17 protein-coding genes are annotated in these 15871 nt (G+C 41.0%); 13 read left to right on the plus strand and 4 right to left on the minus strand.

Translation table 11 applies throughout. The features are described from left to right. The 4 genes from rpmG to ACJAT7_RS13255 all read left to right on the plus strand — a co-directional run. Positions 1-128: 50S ribosomal protein L33 (rpmG, locus tag ACJAT7_RS13240; RefSeq protein ID WP_415227291.1), on the plus strand; the 128-nt coding region annotated here is incomplete at its 5' end. A gap of 64 nt (positions 129-192) precedes the next feature. After that, positions 193-639 (plus strand): hypothetical protein, encoded by a 447-nt coding sequence (locus tag ACJAT7_RS13245; RefSeq protein ID WP_415227275.1) that lies wholly within the window; start codon positions 193-195, stop codon positions 637-639. A gap of 100 nt (positions 640-739) precedes the next feature. Beyond that, on the plus strand, positions 740-1552 hold the full coding sequence (mutM, locus tag ACJAT7_RS13250; RefSeq protein ID WP_415227276.1) for a bifunctional DNA-formamidopyrimidine glycosylase/DNA-(apurinic or apyrimidinic site) lyase: 813 nt from the start codon (positions 740-742) through the stop codon (positions 1550-1552). A 553-nt stretch (positions 1553-2105) separates the two neighbouring features. After that, positions 2106-3557: a polysaccharide lyase family 7 protein gene (locus ACJAT7_RS13255; protein WP_415227277.1), complete on the plus strand. Its 1452-nt coding sequence runs from the start codon at positions 2106-2108 to the stop codon at positions 3555-3557. An 88-nt stretch (positions 3558-3645) separates the two neighbouring features. On the opposite strand, the gene ACJAT7_RS13260 is transcribed toward ACJAT7_RS13255, so the two are convergent. From ACJAT7_RS13260 to cyaY, 4 genes are all read right to left on the minus strand, one after another. Then, the gene (locus tag ACJAT7_RS13260; protein ID WP_415227278.1) at positions 3646-4632 is read right to left on the minus strand and encodes a pentapeptide repeat-containing protein; all 987 of its coding nucleotides are present in this window, start codon (positions 4630-4632) and stop codon (positions 3646-3648) included. Positions 4633-4698: 66 nt separating this feature from the next. Then, entirely contained in the window at positions 4699-5184 is a 486-nt protein-coding gene (gene coaD / locus ACJAT7_RS13265; RefSeq protein WP_415227279.1) for a pantetheine-phosphate adenylyltransferase, read from the minus strand. Then, positions 5181-5420 carry a hypothetical protein gene (locus ACJAT7_RS13270; RefSeq protein ID WP_415227280.1) on the minus strand — a complete coding sequence of 80 codons (240 nt, stop codon included), beginning with the start codon at positions 5418-5420 and terminating at the stop codon, positions 5181-5183. Before ACJAT7_RS13270 ends, coaD begins: the two co-directional genes overlap by 4 nt. A gap of 408 nt (positions 5421-5828) precedes the next feature. Next, positions 5829-6143 carry an iron donor protein CyaY gene (cyaY, locus tag ACJAT7_RS13275; protein WP_415227281.1) on the minus strand — a complete coding sequence of 105 codons (315 nt, stop codon included), beginning with the start codon at positions 6141-6143 and terminating at the stop codon, positions 5829-5831. A gap of 125 nt (positions 6144-6268) precedes the next feature. On the opposite strand from cyaY, the gene lptM reads away from it, so the two are divergent. The 9 genes from lptM to ACJAT7_RS13320 all read left to right on the plus strand — a co-directional run bounded on the left by lptM (position 6269) and on the right by ACJAT7_RS13320 (position 15855). Further along, positions 6269-6472, plus strand: a complete 204-nt coding sequence (lptM, locus tag ACJAT7_RS13280) for an LPS translocon maturation chaperone LptM (RefSeq protein WP_415227282.1) — start codon at positions 6269-6271, stop codon at positions 6470-6472. 134 nt (positions 6473-6606) lie between these two features. After that, positions 6607-7869, plus strand: coding sequence for a diaminopimelate decarboxylase (gene lysA, locus ACJAT7_RS13285; protein ID WP_415227283.1), 1263 nt, complete (start codon positions 6607-6609; stop codon positions 7867-7869). A gap of 78 nt (positions 7870-7947) precedes the next feature. Continuing rightward, a complete protein-coding gene (dapF, locus tag ACJAT7_RS13290) occupies positions 7948-8775 on the plus strand; it encodes a diaminopimelate epimerase (protein ID WP_415227284.1) in 828 nt (275 codons plus the stop codon). Between the two features lie 91 nt (positions 8776-8866). Continuing rightward, a complete protein-coding gene (gene xerC, locus ACJAT7_RS13295) occupies positions 8867-9766 on the plus strand; it encodes a tyrosine recombinase XerC (RefSeq protein WP_415227285.1) in 900 nt (299 codons plus the stop codon). Positions 9767-9795: 29 nt separating this feature from the next. Continuing rightward, positions 9796-10503 (plus strand): HAD-IA family hydrolase, encoded by a 708-nt coding sequence (locus tag ACJAT7_RS13300; RefSeq protein ID WP_415227286.1) that lies wholly within the window; start codon positions 9796-9798, stop codon positions 10501-10503. A gap of 72 nt (positions 10504-10575) precedes the next feature. After that, positions 10576-12747 (plus strand): DNA helicase II, encoded by a 2172-nt coding sequence (gene uvrD / locus ACJAT7_RS13305; RefSeq protein ID WP_415227287.1) that lies wholly within the window; start codon positions 10576-10578, stop codon positions 12745-12747. A gap of 218 nt (positions 12748-12965) precedes the next feature. Then, positions 12966-13421, plus strand: coding sequence for a hypothetical protein (locus ACJAT7_RS13310; RefSeq protein ID WP_415227288.1), 456 nt, complete (start codon positions 12966-12968; stop codon positions 13419-13421). 140 nt (positions 13422-13561) lie between these two features. Continuing rightward, the gene (gene argS, locus ACJAT7_RS13315; RefSeq protein ID WP_415227289.1) at positions 13562-15310 is read left to right on the plus strand and encodes an arginine--tRNA ligase; all 1749 of its coding nucleotides are present in this window, start codon (positions 13562-13564) and stop codon (positions 15308-15310) included. A gap of 11 nt (positions 15311-15321) precedes the next feature. Beyond that, a complete protein-coding gene (locus tag ACJAT7_RS13320) occupies positions 15322-15855 on the plus strand; it encodes an SPOR domain-containing protein (RefSeq protein WP_415227290.1) in 534 nt (177 codons plus the stop codon). Positions 15856-15871: the final 16 nt, after the last annotated feature.

The following is a 15871-nucleotide window of genomic DNA, read 5'->3' on the forward strand; positions in this document are numbered from 1 at the left end:
GTGCTGGTACCGGCCATTTTTATACTACTGATAAAAATAAAAAGACTATGCCTGAAAAGTTTGAGATCAAAAAGTTTGATCCCGTTGTACGTAAGCATGTTATGTACAAAGAAGGCAAAATCAAGTAATTTTGATTTCGCCCGATAAAAACCCAGTTTATACTGGGTTTTTTTATGCCTAAAGGAAAGTGAGATGCGTCTATCTAGGAAAGGTTGGAATAACGTAATTATCTTTGCGGTTTTAATCATTATTTTTATTTTTAATTTCAGCCCTAAATTAACCCTTTCACCAAAATCCCAGCAACGTACCGTTATCAGCAGTGAGTTAATTATTGTTGAGATCAAAACACCTGATTTTAAAATAAAACGTGTTGGTCGCGCTTGGAAAAGTGAGCCTGACTTGGGCTTATCTAAGCAGCAACTGGCATTACTGGTGCAAAATTGGCAGCAACTAAAATTAGAGCCTCAAGCAACAAAAAAAAATACGGCCCCCTACGTCATACAGATTTATACAGTCAATCAAGAGCAGCCTATTATTGTGCAACTGTTTCAGCAAGAAGATGATTACCTACTGCAGATAGACTCGGCAATCTCGCTATTTTTAAGCGCGCAACAACTGCCCCTGCTATTAGGCCGTTAAGCAGTTATAGCGCAGCCGCTATGCCACCAGTGTTAATATAGATTTTCGTGCAGAAAAAAGTACACTGATACTAATAATATTAGTCTGAAAGAGCGTACCTATGCCTGAATTACCCGAAGTTGAAACCAGTCGCCGAGGCATCAGCCCGCATCTAATAAACCAACCCGTCGTTGATGTGATCCTCCGCCACACACAATTGCGCTGGAAAATACCTGAATACTTACTCACCTATATAAAAAATGAGCAATTAATATCAATCGATCGGCGTGCCAAATACCTGCTATTCAACTTTGCAACGGGCACTCTCTTGATACATCTTGGTATGTCTGGCAGTTTACGCATTTGCCCCTTAAAAACCGAGCCTAAAAAACACGACCATATGGATATTATTTTCCCTGATTGTTTATTGCGCTATACCGATCCGCGCCGCTTTGGGGCTATTTTATGGCTGGGCTTAACGCCGGAGGACTCCTCTTTACTCAATCTATTAGGCCCAGAGCCGCTTGGCGATGATTTCACGGGTGATTATTTATATCGCAGCGCACACAAGCGTAAGCTGCCCGTGAAGCAATTTATAATGGATCAGAAGGTGGTAACTGGGGTTGGCAATATTTACGCGACAGAAGCGCTGTTTATGGCTGGAATAAAGCCAACGCGAAGCGCGGGTAATATCTCGCAAAAACGCTATCTTTTATTGGTTGATATAATTAAACGCATTTTACAGCAAGCGATACAACAAGGTGGCACCACACTTAAAGATTTCGTCGGTAGCGATGGAAAACCCGGCTATTTTCAGCAGACATTGCAGGTTTACGGTAAAGCGGGACAAAACTGCCCACACTGTGAAACCCCTTTAAAAGCTATCAAGTTAGCGGCAAGAAACAGTGTGTACTGCGCGAAGTGCCAGCGTTAAGGTTAGCTGCCCGTAAGGTAGTTCACTTTAAATATACACGAACACTCTACCTAAATAACAAGATTTCTATCTTGTTATTTGTAATATATGAAAAGTCATTACCGATAAAAAAGATCAATAGCGTCTTTAATTAATGCATTAATAGTTATACCCTCACTACAAATAAATTAAATTACAATGCGTTACAGTTAATTTACTGTTTTTTGTGATAGTTATCTCATTCGCTTAGGTGTTTATATTTTGAACATGATAGCGCTGCCCCCCCCCCTATACATATGAACTACAAACACACGCGAAAACTATTTTGTGATTTTTTTTTGATTAAAACGTGTTACCCTCATGCCGTTCGTTAATAACCTATATAGAGTAAGTGTAATGCCATTGCTCAATTAACATCGACCAATTTGGCAGACATTGAAAGTGGGCTATTAAGCGAATACATTTTATGAAAAGTTATATTTAAATTGCGCTTTAGGTGGACTATTCACTAGTTAATTAACCACTTATAAAGCATATGTATATATTAATAAGTTAATTATTAAAGGAAGAAACAATGGCTTTAAACTTAACAAAAACCAAACTTTCAATCTCTATCGGGGTTGCTATTTGCACCCTTCATGCACCTATCGCGAATGCAGCAACCTTTTTAATGGAAAAGAACGGGACAAGTTTTTCCATCGATGGTAACAAGGGGGCAATTGAAGGCCAGCAGCTTTACGTTTGGAGCTCCGACTCCGATAACGAGAACCAACAATGGGTACAGATCAGTCATGGTGATGGCTACTATTCCTATAAAAAATACGGCACGAGTCTGTGTTGGGATGGTGGTGACGGAGGCGCGAAGCGTCAAGCGGTGACGCTTGAGGTATGTGATTCAACGGATTACAACCAGCATTGGAACAAGGTTAAAGTCTATAGCGGCACGGAAATTTACCGTTTTGAGAAACGTAATGCTTCAGGTTTCTCCATCGATGGTAACAATGAGGGGGACGACGGACAGCTGATGTATCTTTGGACATCCGATAGCGACAACGTTAACCAACAGTGGGAATTAACCAATACCAGCACCACTAGCACTGATTATGACTTGGATGCCTCAGTTACACCGTCAGGCAACTTCGATCTTCAGGATTGGTACCTAAGCATTCCGGTTGATGAGGGAGATGGCTACGCAACTTCAATTAAAGAAAACGAGTTGTCTGCCAGCTATGAAGATGAGTTTTTTTATACAGGTACCGATGGCGGCATGGTGTTTGTTACTCCTATTGATGGGGTTAAAACATCCGGCACCACTAAGTATACTCGTACCGAGCTACGCGAGATGCTACGTCGTGGTGATACCAGTATCGATACAAGCTACGATGTTGATGAGGATGAAGATGGCAACGGTCGTCTTAATAACTGGGCCTTTTCCAGCATATCCAGCAGTGATCAGGATGAATTTGGCGGTATCGATGGCGTTATGACAGCAACCCTTGCGATAAACCACGTGACGACCACAAGTAACAATAATGAGCAGGTCGGTCGTATTGTTATCGGTCAAATTCACGCTAAAAGCAACGAGCCAATCCGTCTTTACTATCACAAACTTCCAGGCAATGACAATGGCGCCATCTACTTCGCTCATGAAACGTCTAAATCAGATGGTGGTAATGAGACTTGGTATAACCTGCTGGGTAGTATGGTTGATTCAGACGGCGCTCTGAGCAGCACCTCTAATCCGTCTGATGGTATAGCACTAAATGAAGCATTCTCTTATAATATCACCGTCAATGGTGATTCAATGCAGGTGACTATCAGCCAAGATGGCACACAATTGGCAACTCAACCTGTCGATATGTCAGACAGCCGTTACAATGATGCCGACAACTCCATGTACTTCAAAGCGGGTATCTACCTGCAAGATTGCGATGATGAAGAGGATTCATGCGACAGCGATAGCGATGACTACGCACAAGCGACCTTCTATGAACTGAGCAATACACACGATAACTATGATTACTAACCAACGCCATAGATAAACGATATAGTGATATAAAAAAAGGGTCGCTCACCTGAGTGGCTCTTTTTCTTTCCCTTACGATATAGGCTTATCAACGCGTCATCTTCTTCACAAACACCACCACAAACAGCGCGATCGTAAAACTCCCCGTAAACGCCTCCAATGCCGCCACTATCCTTGAATAACCAACAGGAATGAAATCACCATATCCCAAGGTAGTAAAGGTCACAACACTGTAATAAAGACATTCAAAAAAGAAAATAACATTTTCCTCTACACTAGATTGTAAAGAGAACACTTGAAATTCCCCAGTAAAACGCAAACCAAAAATATAATAAAAAATACTGCTAATAAAAATAAGCAGCCAAGAAAAAGAGATCACCCGAAAAGGGTCTTCGCCATAGCCGCAAAAAAGATCCACAATTTTAGAATAAAAACGCTTTGTTGAAAAATAGGGATGCTGAAAACGGCGCATGGTCAACTCTTTACGTAAATAGGGACCAGATAAAATAAACAAGCCTTGTTGTTCACTGGCTTTGCGCAAGTTACGGTAAACCTCTTCTGCCTGTTCATATTGCTCCTGCGCTTGTTTATATTCTCCTTGCCTCTCCAGGTCGATCCCTTTCTCTTCTTGGATTATCATTTTGCCGGTTTTAATGTGTTCTATTTTAGTGTGATGGAACTTAACACCCAGTAAATTACACTCTTCAAGATGCGCACAGTGGATATTGGCATAGGAAAGATTGGCTTTCATTAAACTCGCGCGAATTAAAACCACATTAAAGAGATGTGCACCTTTTAAATTTGCACGATATAAATCAGCCCCCGTTAGATCAAAACCTTTACTACAAGCGTGATTAACCAGATTTAAATTTTCTAAATTTGCATTTTTTAAATCAATGCCATGCATCATGCCGCCACTGTGCGCATATGCTTCTAATTTTTCGGCGGTATCAAGGGGAGATTTATCCGTTGCGTGGTCGTGCCAATAACAAAACTCGGATAGATGGGTAGGTGCATGGCAACGTTCACCAAGATGATTGACATAACTACATATTTTATTTTGAGAGCCAGACATAAAGTCCCCTTTGCTACCACTTAATTTAGTAAGTATAGAAAGGGATCTTATATCTGGGGTAGGGAGTTAACAATTATTGACTTGTTTTGTGAACAACGCTTTTTTCACACAGGGCGGAGCAAACGAATCAATATCGCCATGATGCTTAAATACCTCTTTAACAACCGTTGAAGAGATAAATCCAGTGTTGCCACTTGCAGGTAAAAGAATGGTTTCTAAAAGAGGGTTTAAAGTGCGATTGACCTGGGCAAGCTGCAATTCATAATCCGCATCTGTGGCTCCTCGTATCCCTCTGATTAAGGCTTGTGCCTGCTGCTTGATAGCAAAATCCGCAAGCAAACCGGAAAAAGGAATCACTTCGATTCCCGCTATATCAGCAGTGGCCTCTTCCAACAAAGCACAGCGCTCTTCTAAACTAAATAGCGGCTTTTTACTGGTATTAACGGCAACAGCCACCACCACTCGTTCAGCCAATCGGCTTGCTCTGCTTAACAGCTCAAGATGACCGTTTGTTACCGGATCAAAAGATCCGGGAAAGACCACTGTTTTCATTTTTCTTTAACCACAGCATCATTGATGCTCTGTAATTCATCACGAGCAGATTCTGCATTCCAATAAAAGCTATACCAAGGTGCTGGGTTATCTTCTGAACGTAACTGTTTTTTCGGAAATTCAATCGAAATATAATTATCGTTAAAGGAATAGACAGAGGCGCCAATTTTAACGTCGCTGGCCAGCCAAAACAGTATTAATGCAACCACAGGATAGATAAAAAACAGTTTAAACATAAAAAACCCCATTAAATTTAAGTATAACTATTCTAGCGCTTATTTATTAAATAAAAACACCTTTTAAAACAAATGATTATTTTAAAAATCAAAAAACCAATCAATTAAGAGAGGTATTTCCTTTTTTCTATTGCCTAAATGATCTACATTTATAACTGTTCTTGCTGAAGTTTGGTAAATAAGCAACAGGAGATCATTCCATGAATTACAACAAAATAACGCTTAGCGAGTTAATAAATAGCACTTTTTTAACCTTATCATTATTTATACTCTTTGATATCTTCATTCAAGGTTACGCTACCTATCACAACTGGGTGCTATCAGCCTTAATTGGGCTGTTTACTGTCTATTATTTAATAGTTAGACATTACGCGATGCCCGTAAACTAAAGCGCCTTCAACAAGGTGGTTAACTAAAAACTACCTTTTCTTTAGACTGCTTAAAAATAGCAGCAGACAGAAAATCTAAAAACTCATCTCCACTGCGATCATCAAACCATTTTCCCGCTTTATAATCATAATGATGACCACTTGCGGTGGTTGCCAACCAAATTTGATGTAAGGGTTGTTGGCGGTTAATGATTAACTTACTACGGTTTTCAAACTCCAGTGTTAACAAACTGCCGTTTTGATCATAATCTATATCAGCGCCCGACTCTTCGATATTATCTTCAATCTTTTGATAAAGCGTGTCAGCTAATTGTTGAAATTCACTATCATTCATATTACTTGCCCTTTGCTTTTGAACAATGAAGTGCGATTATATACGCAAATCATTTAAAAATGTAAAGTTCAGCGTTTTCAACTTACTGAATATCGTCTGCTAAAAGCAATTTATTAAGGTAGAGCATGAAACAGATCAGGTTATTGACCACTATGTTGTTTTTTTCGGGTTTGTTAGCCGGTTGTGGTATGAAAGGACCGCTTTACCGCGCGCCAGTAAAACCAACAGCAACATCAGTCACGGTCGATAAAAAAGAGATAAGTCAAGAATCAACGCCTGTAGTAGAAGAAAAAACAGAGCAAGACAACTTAGACAATAGTACAAAATAAGGCTGAGATAGCTGTTCTGAAAAAACAGAAAGAAGCAGTGATAAGAAGCACAGCGTTTAACCGTCCCGCTCGCTATTGAGCCTATTCGACGCTAGATTACTCACTATATTTAAGCAAAGAAAAAGGATTTAAAATTGGATCATTTTAATTATAAAAATGACGGTCGTCTTTTTGTTGAAGGACTGCCTGTTGAACAAGTCATTGAGAAAGCAGGTACACCTGCTTATATATACTCTCGCGCAACCATTGAGCGTCATTGGAATGCTTTTGACCAAGCAGCAGGGGATCATCCGCACCTTATTTGCTATGCCGTAAAAGCCAATTCAAACTTGGGCGTACTGAATCTCATGGCACGTTTAGGCTCTGGCTTTGACATCGTTTCCGTTGGTGAATTACTGCGTGTTATCCAAGCAGGTGGCGATCCTAAAAAAGTAGTATTCTCCGGTGTCGGTAAAACAGAAGTTGAAATTGCGACGGCGCTGCAAGCTGGCATTCACTGTTTTAATATTGAATCTATTTCTGAGCTATACAGAATTAACTCTGTCGCGCAAAGCTTAAAAATAAAAGCGCCGGTCTCTATTCGTATTAACCCCAATATTGATGCCGGCAGCCACCCTTATATTTCGACCGGGCTAAAAGAGAATAAATTCGGTATCGAAATAGGTCAAGCGCCGACCGTTTACCACCTTGCCAATGAACTTGAGTTTATTGAAGTGAAAGGGGTTGATTGTCATATTGGTTCACAATTAACTGAAATTGCACCTTTTCTGGAAGCGCTGGATAAGTTACTGATATTGATAGACCTACTGGAAACTCAGGGTATTAGCATTTCCCATCTTGATCTAGGTGGTGGTTTAGGTGTGCCTTACAATAAAGAAACACCACCCGAGCCCACTGAATATATGAATGCCATTATCAAAAAAATGGGTTCACGCAAACTAAAACTTATTTTTGAACCCGGTCGCGCCATTATGGCCAATGCGGGTGTATTAGTAACCAAAATTGAATTCCTGAAACTCAACGATCATAAAAACTTTGCCATTGTAGATGCGGCAATGAATGACCTGATTCGCCCGGCACTTTATAGCGCGTGGCAAAACATTATCCCGCTTAATAATACCTTTGTTGATTCACCGGAACGCCCTCTGCGCACCTATGACATTGTCGGTCCTATCTGTGAAACGGGTGATTTTCTAGGTAAAGAGCGTCAACTTGCATTAGCGGAAGGTGATTACCTGATGGTACGTAGTGCAGGGGCTTATGGTGCAACAATGAGTTCAAACTATAATTCCCGTTGCCGTCCGGTAGAAATAATGGTTGATGGTGAAAAAGCCTTTGTGGTACGTGAACGAGAAGAGCATCGCGACCTATGGCGTGGTGAGCACGTTTTACCTTAGATAGGTTTATTACAACGGGTATTAACACCTATTTGTGATATCGCACTTGCTCTGCGAACAATCTGAAAACGAGAAATAATGAATATTCAATTTTCAAAAATGCATGGTTTAGGTAATGATTTTATGGTCATTGATAATGTCACGCAAAACATTTTCCTTTCTAAAAATGCTATTCGCCGTTTAGCCGATCGTAACTTTGGCATTGGTTTTGACCAGTTATTAATGGTGGAACCTCCATATGATCCCGAGCTGGATTTTCATTATCGGATTTTTAATGCCGATGGCAGTGAAGTTGAGCAGTGCGGTAATGGCGCACGCTGCTTTGCTCGCTTTGTTAAAATGAAAGGACTAACGCAAAAACGGATCATCAATGTCAGCACTGCAAAAGGTAAAATTCAACTTAAAATTGAACCCGATGGCAATATAACCGTGGATATGGGTAAACCCCTTCTGGATCCCGCTAAAATTCCTTTTACGGCTAAAAAAGAGGAAAAAACCTATATTTTACGGGTCGAGGATCATACGGTTATGTGCGGCGCTGTCTCTATAGGCAACCCACATTGTGTTGTGTTAGTTGACGATATAGATACAGCCCCCGTCGAGACCTTAGGCCCGCTGCTGGAAAACCATGAACGCTTTCCCAATAAAGTAAATGTGGGTTTTTTAGAGATTAAAAGCCGCGACTATGCGCGTTTACGTGTTTGGGAGCGCGGCGTGGGTGAAACGCTTGCCTGCGGTACAGGCGCTTGCGCGGCAGCCGTTGTTGGTCAACTTCAGGGTAAACTTGATACCCATTGCACCATCGCACTGCCTGGCGGAGAGCTGCGCTTGTTCTGGCAACTAGGGCAGAGCGTCAAAATGACGGGACCCGCAGAGTTTGTTTTTGACGGGCAGATTCAAATTTAAGCTTTCTCCACTGTTTTTAAAGTGTGATTTTTCCTGTTTGCACAGCGATTAATTACACTTTTAATTTTACTGTAAAAAATTGAGTGCAACTATGAGTTCTTTACAACCTCTTATCGAGCGTTATTTAAATCATATAGCCAGTCAACGCGGTTTAAGCCCGGTCACCATTAAAAATTACCAACGTAATTTAGCTGAATTTGTTGAAATGTTAGAACAGAAGCAGATAAATAACTGGTCAGATTTAGACAGTCATAATGTCCGTTTAATGGTTAAGCAGCTTCATCAAAAAGGGATTAAAGCACGCTCTATCGCCACAAAACTGTCGGCATTACGCTCCTTTTTAAGTCATCTGGTACAATTTGAACTGTTAACTAATAATCCAGCCAAAGGGGTAGCTGCCCCGAAACTAGATAAGCCACTGCCAAAAAACATCTCTGTTGATGATATGTTTCAACTGCTCAATATAAATGAAAAAGATCCGCTTAGTATTCGAGATCAATGCATGATGGAGCTAATGTACTCTTCTGGACTAAGACTTAGCGAGTTAGTTGGCATTAACTTAGCAGATCTTAAATTATCCGAAAAAGAGATAATGGTGACAGGTAAAGGCAGTAAACAACGTTTATTACCTATTACAGATAGCGCCGTGAAAACGCTTAAAGAGTGGCTTAAAATTCGCCCCGATTTTTCTGTTTCAGGTGAAAAAGCACTGTTCCTTTCAAAACAAAAAAATCGCATATCGGTACGCAGTGTTCAATCCAGAATGGAAAAATGGGGATTAAAGCAAGCGTTACCGAGCCATATTAATCCTCATAAATTACGCCACTCTTTTGCCACGCATATGTTGGAGTCGAGCGGCAATTTACGCGCAGTACAAACCTTATTGGGCCATGCTGATTTAGCTACCACACAAGTGTATACTCACTTAGATTTTCAACATTTGTCACAGGTTTACGATCAAGCCCACCCGCGCGCCAAACGAAAAAAATAACCCTATATCCAAGTTTCGGAATTTTTATCATGAAATATTACCGCCCGCTCAACCCCTTTAAAGCGATCAGCTTTGATCTCGATGACACTTTGTACGATAACCATCCAATTATCAAAAAAGCGGAAGCTAAATTTATTGCTTATCTTAATCAGAGATACCCTGAACTTGCACAATTAACGCAAGCACAATGGTTACTGTATAAAGATCTTATCGTAAAAGAGTTACCAGAATTAGTACACGACGTCTCCTTGTGGCGCATTAAAGCGCTTACCCGTGTTATGACTATCTATGGTATTACGCCATGTAAGTCCATCGAATATGCTAAAGATGCATTTGCTGAGTTTATTACCCTGCGCAGTGATTTTGTTGTTCCTTATAAAAGCATTCAACTCCTTGAAAAACTAGCACAATCATACCCAGTGATCGCAATTACTAACGGCAATGTTGATGAATTTAAAATCCAGCTGGACAATAAATTCCAATTTATTTTAAAAGCAGGAAACGGCTTTAAAGCAAAACCGCAAGGCGATCTTTTTATCGAGGCAGCCAGACGGCTGAATATTGAAGTCAGTGACATTTTACATGTCGGCGATCATCTGGTTAGTGATGTTTATGGCGCGCAAAATAATGGCGCACAAGCGGTTTGGTTTAATCCCAATAAACAATCATTAACCGGTGCACTGTTATTGCCAACAGTTGAAATCAGCCAGTTAGAGCAGCTATACAAACTTGTGTAGCCGTTGAATTCACATTTACAAATTGTTTCGGTATAGTTGTCCATTACTGAATAAATAAACAGGTGCTTTAGGATGGATGTTTCTTACTTAATCGATGGTTTAAATGACCACCAACGCGCAGCCGTTTCCGCTCCCGAGCAGAATATGCTGGTTTTGGCTGGAGCAGGTAGCGGTAAAACGCGTGTTTTAACCCATCGTATCGCATGGCTAATGCAAGTTGAACATATTCCAACCTACGGAATTTTAGCGGTGACCTTTACCAATAAAGCCGCCAAAGAGATGCGCGGACGCATTTCCGATATCTGCCCGCAGCATATCGGCGGTATGTGGATCGGGACATTTCATGGTATTGCTCACCGTTTATTGCGTTTACATTATCAGGAAGCAAATTTACCGGAGCAGTTTCAGATTATTGATAGCGATGACCAACAGAAGATGGTGAAACGTATTATCAAAAGCCTTAATCTGGATGAAAAATACTATCCGGCAAAAGAGCTGCAGTGGTATATAAACGATAAAAAAGATGAAGGCTTACGCGCAAAACATATTGAAGCGGGTTACAGCCAACAGGAAAAACAGCGTCTGCAAATTTATCAGGCTTACGAGCAAGCATGCCAGCTTGCCGGTTTAGTCGATTTTGCAGAGATTTTACTGCGCGCTCATGAACTGCTATTAGACTATCCGGCGCTGTTACTCCATTATCAGCAACGTTTCCGCCATGTTTTAGTCGATGAGTTTCAAGATACCAATAAATTACAGTATGCGTGGCTGAGCCTGCTTACTGATAACGGTAATTATCTGACTATCGTTGGCGATGATGATCAGTCAATTTACGGCTGGCGCGGTGCAGATATTGAAAATATTCAGCGTTTTTTAAGGGAAAAAAACAATCCCGTCACAGTGCGTTTAGAGCAAAATTACCGCTCCACAGGACATATATTGAACGCCTCTAACGCGCTAATTAAAAACAATAGCGGCCGCTTAGGCAAAGAATTATGGACCAGCGGAGAAGACGGCGAGGCGATTGCTATTTACAGCGCATTTAATGATTACGATGAAGTACGCTATGTTACCGCGCAGCTGCAGAAATGGGAAAGTAGCGGTAAAAAATTGGCTGAATGTGCGATTTTATACCGCAGCAATGCTCAATCTCGTTTATTTGAAGAGCAGCTTATGGCGCAGCAGATCCCTTATCATATTTACGGCGGTCAGCGTTTCTTCGACCGTTTAGAGATCAAAGACAGCGTTGCCTATTTACGATTAATGAATAATCATCAGGATGACGCCGCGTTTGAACGGGTGATTAATAAACCGAAACGAAAAATAGGCAATACCACGCTTGATAAAATCCGCATTTGCGCCCGTGAGCAGGGTTATACCATGTGGCAGGCGAGCCTGTTTTTAATCGAGCACAAGCAACTCAGTGCAGGCGCGAAAAGTTCATTATCCGGCTTCATTGAATTAATTAACCGCTTTAAAAGCGAAACATCCGAGCTGCCCCTCTTTCAAATAGTTGACCATGTGGTAAGCCATTCCGGTTTGCATGCGATGTTTGAGGCTGAAAAGGGGGAAAAGTCGCGTAGCCGCATAGAAAATTTACAAGAATTAGTTTCTGCTACAAAATCATTTGTTGCGCCAGAGGAAGAGCTCGAGATGGACGAGATCACCGCCTTTCTCGCTTATGCAGCGTTGGAGTCAGGTGATAATCAGGCCGATGAGTTTGAGGATGCCGTGCAGCTAATGACCATGCATGCCGCCAAAGGACTGGAGTTTCCACAAGTCTTTATGGTTGGTATTGAAGAGGGGATGTTCCCGGGGCAGCAGTCTGGCGAGGATGAAACCCGTTTGGCTGAAGAGCGTCGTCTTTGTTACGTCGGCATGACCCGTGCTATGCAGAAACTGACTATCTGCCATGCAGAAAGTCGCCGCTTGTACGGGCAGGAAAAACATCACAACCCTTCGCGTTTTATAAATGAGCTTCCTGAGCAGGATATCGAATATATCCGTCTTAAAACACAAGTTACCAGGATGCAGCAACCGACCGTTAAAAAGCAGAGCTTTAAAGGTGAAAGCCAAGATGCTTTGGGCTTTAGACTTGGACAGCAGGTCAAACACCTTAAATTTGGTGAGGGCACAATCACAGCCCAAGAAGGCAGCGGAGAAAACAGCCGCTTACAAGTACATTTTATAGAAGTAGGCAGTAAGTGGTTAATGACCGCTTACGCACGACTTGAAGTGGTTTAAGATATTAAAGGTAATTTTCACATCAAAAAACAGATAGTGGTCAGTATTATTATTTATACAAATTTTTTACTATTAAATTGAAAAAATTAACTAAACTTAAAATGTCTAACAGATATCCAAACCACCTGCATATGGATTTCCAGGTAATTTGGATATGGTTACTGTATTGCTAAAATAAAACAGCATCGCTCTTAAATTATTATGCGAGGGAGTTTGTTATGCGCTTTGAACCCATTAAAAATTTTTTGGCTTACGTGGAAGAGTGCCATCTCGCTCTTGCCGATCTTTACCTACGTCTTAGCCAGGAAGCAACTGATGAAAAAGTGAAATTGTTGCTCGATTTTATGAAAAATAAAGAACAACTATCCTATCTTCATCTCCATGAATATGCACAGCAAGCACCCAAAAGCATACTGGAGACCTGGTTAGACAATGTATTTGATCAAAGTTTTCCAATGAAGTGCCGGCAGATGCGCTTACAACCAGAAATAGCGATTGATGACGTAGTGGCATTGGCAATGGATTTAGATATGCAGCTGATTGAATTGATGCAGACGGCAGCTTATAGCACCCCCACGATAGAGGCTGAAATTGCACTTGAAAATTTAAGCAATCAAGAAGAGGAGAGACTGCATCAGGTCATAATGGCAAGTAATGAATTTGAATATATGTAAGTAATTTGCTTTTTATTTATATTAAACTTTTACATTTTTTGAGATGCGCTTATTTCCCTCTCTAGATCACTAGTGTTAACCTGCGATAAACGGTAGAATCGGCACTTATTTATTAGTCCGTATCAATTGGTGATTTATCTATGAAAGCCCATATCCAGCAACTACTCGAGCAAGCGATTGTTTCTCTACAAACACAAAAGATTCTTCCTGAAGATATACAACCTCGAATTGCTATTGATCGCACTAAAGATAAATCACACGGTGACTTTGCAAATAACTTAGCTTTGATGCTGGCAAAACCAGCCAAACAAAACCCGCGTGCTCTAGCTGAATTAATTGTCGCAAATATTCCGCCATCTGACTTAATAACCAAAATGGAAATAGCTGGCCCAGGTTTTATTAACTTTTTCATAAATTTAAACCACCTTGAAAAACAGATTGATAGCACATTTTCAGATGCCAACTTAAATATTGATCGCATTAAAAACCCGCAAACAATTGTTGTCGATTATTCATCACCCAATCTTGCCAAAGAGATGCATGTAGGCCATTTGCGCTCATCAATTATCGGCGATGCCGTCGCACGCACCCTAGCGTTTCAAGGCCACCATGTTATTCGTCAGAATCATGTTGGAGACTGGGGCACACAATTTGGCATGCTGCTCGCTTACATGGAAGAGTTGCGCGCTAAAAATGAACCTATTGAAAATAACCTTTCCAATCTGGAATCATTCTACCGTGCAGCTAAAGGCCGTTTTGATGAATCAGAGGAATTTGCCACACGTGCCCGTAATTTAGTGGTTGAGCTGCAAGGCGGAAATAAAGAGTGTTTAAAACTTTGGACTGAATTTAATGAGATCAGCCTTTCACACTGCCAAGAAACTTACGATCGCTTAGGCGTCAGTTTAACCCGTGAAGATGTACGGGGTGAAAGCACCTATAACAATGATTTAGCCGTTGTGGTTGCTGACTTAGATAAAAAAGGGCTATTACAAGAAAGCCAAGGTGCCAAATGCGTATTTTTAGACAGTTTTAAAAATAAAGAGGGTGAACCGCTTCCGGTTATCATCCAGAAAAAAGATGGCGGTTTTCTCTATGCAACGTCTGATTTAGCTGCGATGCGCTACCGCCAGAATAAACTCAATGCGGATCGCGTTCTTTATTTTGTAGATGCACGCCAAGGGCTGCACTTTCAACAAGTATTTGAGGTTGCACGTTTAGCTGGATTCGTAAAAGAGGAAACAACGCTTGAGCATATGCCCTTTGGCACCGTAATGGGAGAAGATGGTCGTCCATTCAAAACGCGTTCAGGTACAGTTGCAAAACTTGCCGATCTGCTAACAGAGGCTGAGCTGCGCGCTTACGAGTTAGTAAAAGAAAAAAATAAAGAGATGGATGAAAAAGAACTTCGCCAGATAGCTTCCGTTGTGGGCATTGCATCCGTCAAATATGCCGATCTTTCTAAAAATCGCAGCAGTGATTACACCTTCAGTTTCGACAATATGTTAAGTTTCGAAGGTAACACCGCTCCCTACTTATTATACGCATACACACGTGTAGCCAGTATATTTAATAAAGCTGAGATTGATATGGACAGCGTAACAGGCGATATATCACTAACAGAGGAAAAAGAGATAGATTTAGCGAATAAACTGATCCAGTTTAACGAGATAATTAACAGTGTTGCAAAACAGGGAATGCCGCACTTTTTATGTGCTTACCTGTTTGAGTTAGCGGGTCTATTTTCAAGTTTTTACGAAGCTTGCCCCATTTTATCCGCTGCCACTGAAACAGAAAAACAGAGCCGTCTGAAATTAGCCGCATTAACCGCTAAAACCCTGAAACAAGGCTTATCACTGCTGGGTATAAATACTCTGGAACGCATGTAAAAATGGCTAATATGAATAGACGTAAACCAGCTAAAAATGGCAATGCGAGTAAACCCCAATCGCGTAAAAATCCCGTTAGCAAACGTAATCAACCTAAAAAAGAGTTTCCTTTTTTAGCTGTTTTTATTGCAACATTATTGATCGGCTTTATCTGCTATTTTATATTCGCAGTGGAAAAACCAGCACCTACGCCTACAGTAAAAAAAGCACAGATAAAGCAAGAAGAGGTGCTTCCTGAAAAACCACAACCTCAGTGGGAATATGAAGGGATGCTCAAAGATAAAGAGGTACTGGTTGATATCCCTGACAAAAAGAAAGCAACAGAGCCTTATCAAATGCAGTGCGCCTCCTTCCGTAAAAAAGAGGATGCTGAATCATTAAAAGCAAAGATTGCGTTCCAAGGTTTAAATAGCCAAGTAAAAAGAACCGGAGATTGGTACCGGGTAATTCTCGGTCCCTACGTGCACAAGCGTGTCGCCGAGAAAGAGCGTCATAAATTGCAACGCGCACGAATTAACGGCTGCCAAATCTGGCTGTGGCGTTAATTAACTTAAAAAACAA

The organism is Psychromonas sp. (genome assembly GCF_047632995.1).
Classification (GTDB): Bacteria; Pseudomonadota; Gammaproteobacteria; order Enterobacterales; family Psychromonadaceae; genus Psychromonas.

Excerpts from the sequence above, each read along its gene's own strand:
- coaD (WP_415227279.1), bottom strand. The coding sequence starts at position 5,184 with ATGAAAACAGTGGTCTTTCCCGGATCTTTTGATCCGGTAACAAACGGT.
- mutM (WP_415227276.1), top strand. The coding sequence starts at position 740 with ATGCCTGAATTACCCGAAGTTGAAACCAGTCGCCGAGGCATCAGCCCG.
- ACJAT7_RS13300 (WP_415227286.1), top strand. The coding sequence starts at position 9,796 with ATGAAATATTACCGCCCGCTCAACCCCTTTAAAGCGATCAGCTTTGAT.
- uvrD (WP_415227287.1), top strand. The coding sequence starts at position 10,576 with ATGGATGTTTCTTACTTAATCGATGGTTTAAATGACCACCAACGCGCA.
- ACJAT7_RS13255 (WP_415227277.1), top strand. The coding sequence starts at position 2,106 with ATGGCTTTAAACTTAACAAAAACCAAACTTTCAATCTCTATCGGGGTT.
- cyaY (WP_415227281.1), bottom strand. The coding sequence starts at position 6,143 with ATGAATGATAGTGAATTTCAACAATTAGCTGACACGCTTTATCAAAAG.
- xerC (WP_415227285.1), top strand. The coding sequence starts at position 8,867 with ATGAGTTCTTTACAACCTCTTATCGAGCGTTATTTAAATCATATAGCC.
- ACJAT7_RS13260 (WP_415227278.1), bottom strand. The coding sequence starts at position 4,632 with ATGTCTGGCTCTCAAAATAAAATATGTAGTTATGTCAATCATCTTGGT.
- ACJAT7_RS13270 (WP_415227280.1), bottom strand. The coding sequence starts at position 5,420 with ATGTTTAAACTGTTTTTTATCTATCCTGTGGTTGCATTAATACTGTTT.
- argS (WP_415227289.1), top strand. The coding sequence starts at position 13,562 with ATGAAAGCCCATATCCAGCAACTACTCGAGCAAGCGATTGTTTCTCTA.
- lptM (WP_415227282.1), top strand. The coding sequence starts at position 6,269 with ATGAAACAGATCAGGTTATTGACCACTATGTTGTTTTTTTCGGGTTTG.
- ACJAT7_RS13245 (WP_415227275.1), top strand. The coding sequence starts at position 193 with ATGCGTCTATCTAGGAAAGGTTGGAATAACGTAATTATCTTTGCGGTT.
- ACJAT7_RS13310 (WP_415227288.1), top strand. The coding sequence starts at position 12,966 with ATGCGCTTTGAACCCATTAAAAATTTTTTGGCTTACGTGGAAGAGTGC.
- dapF (WP_415227284.1), top strand. The coding sequence starts at position 7,948 with ATGAATATTCAATTTTCAAAAATGCATGGTTTAGGTAATGATTTTATG.
- ACJAT7_RS13320 (WP_415227290.1), top strand. The coding sequence starts at position 15,322 with ATGAATAGACGTAAACCAGCTAAAAATGGCAATGCGAGTAAACCCCAA.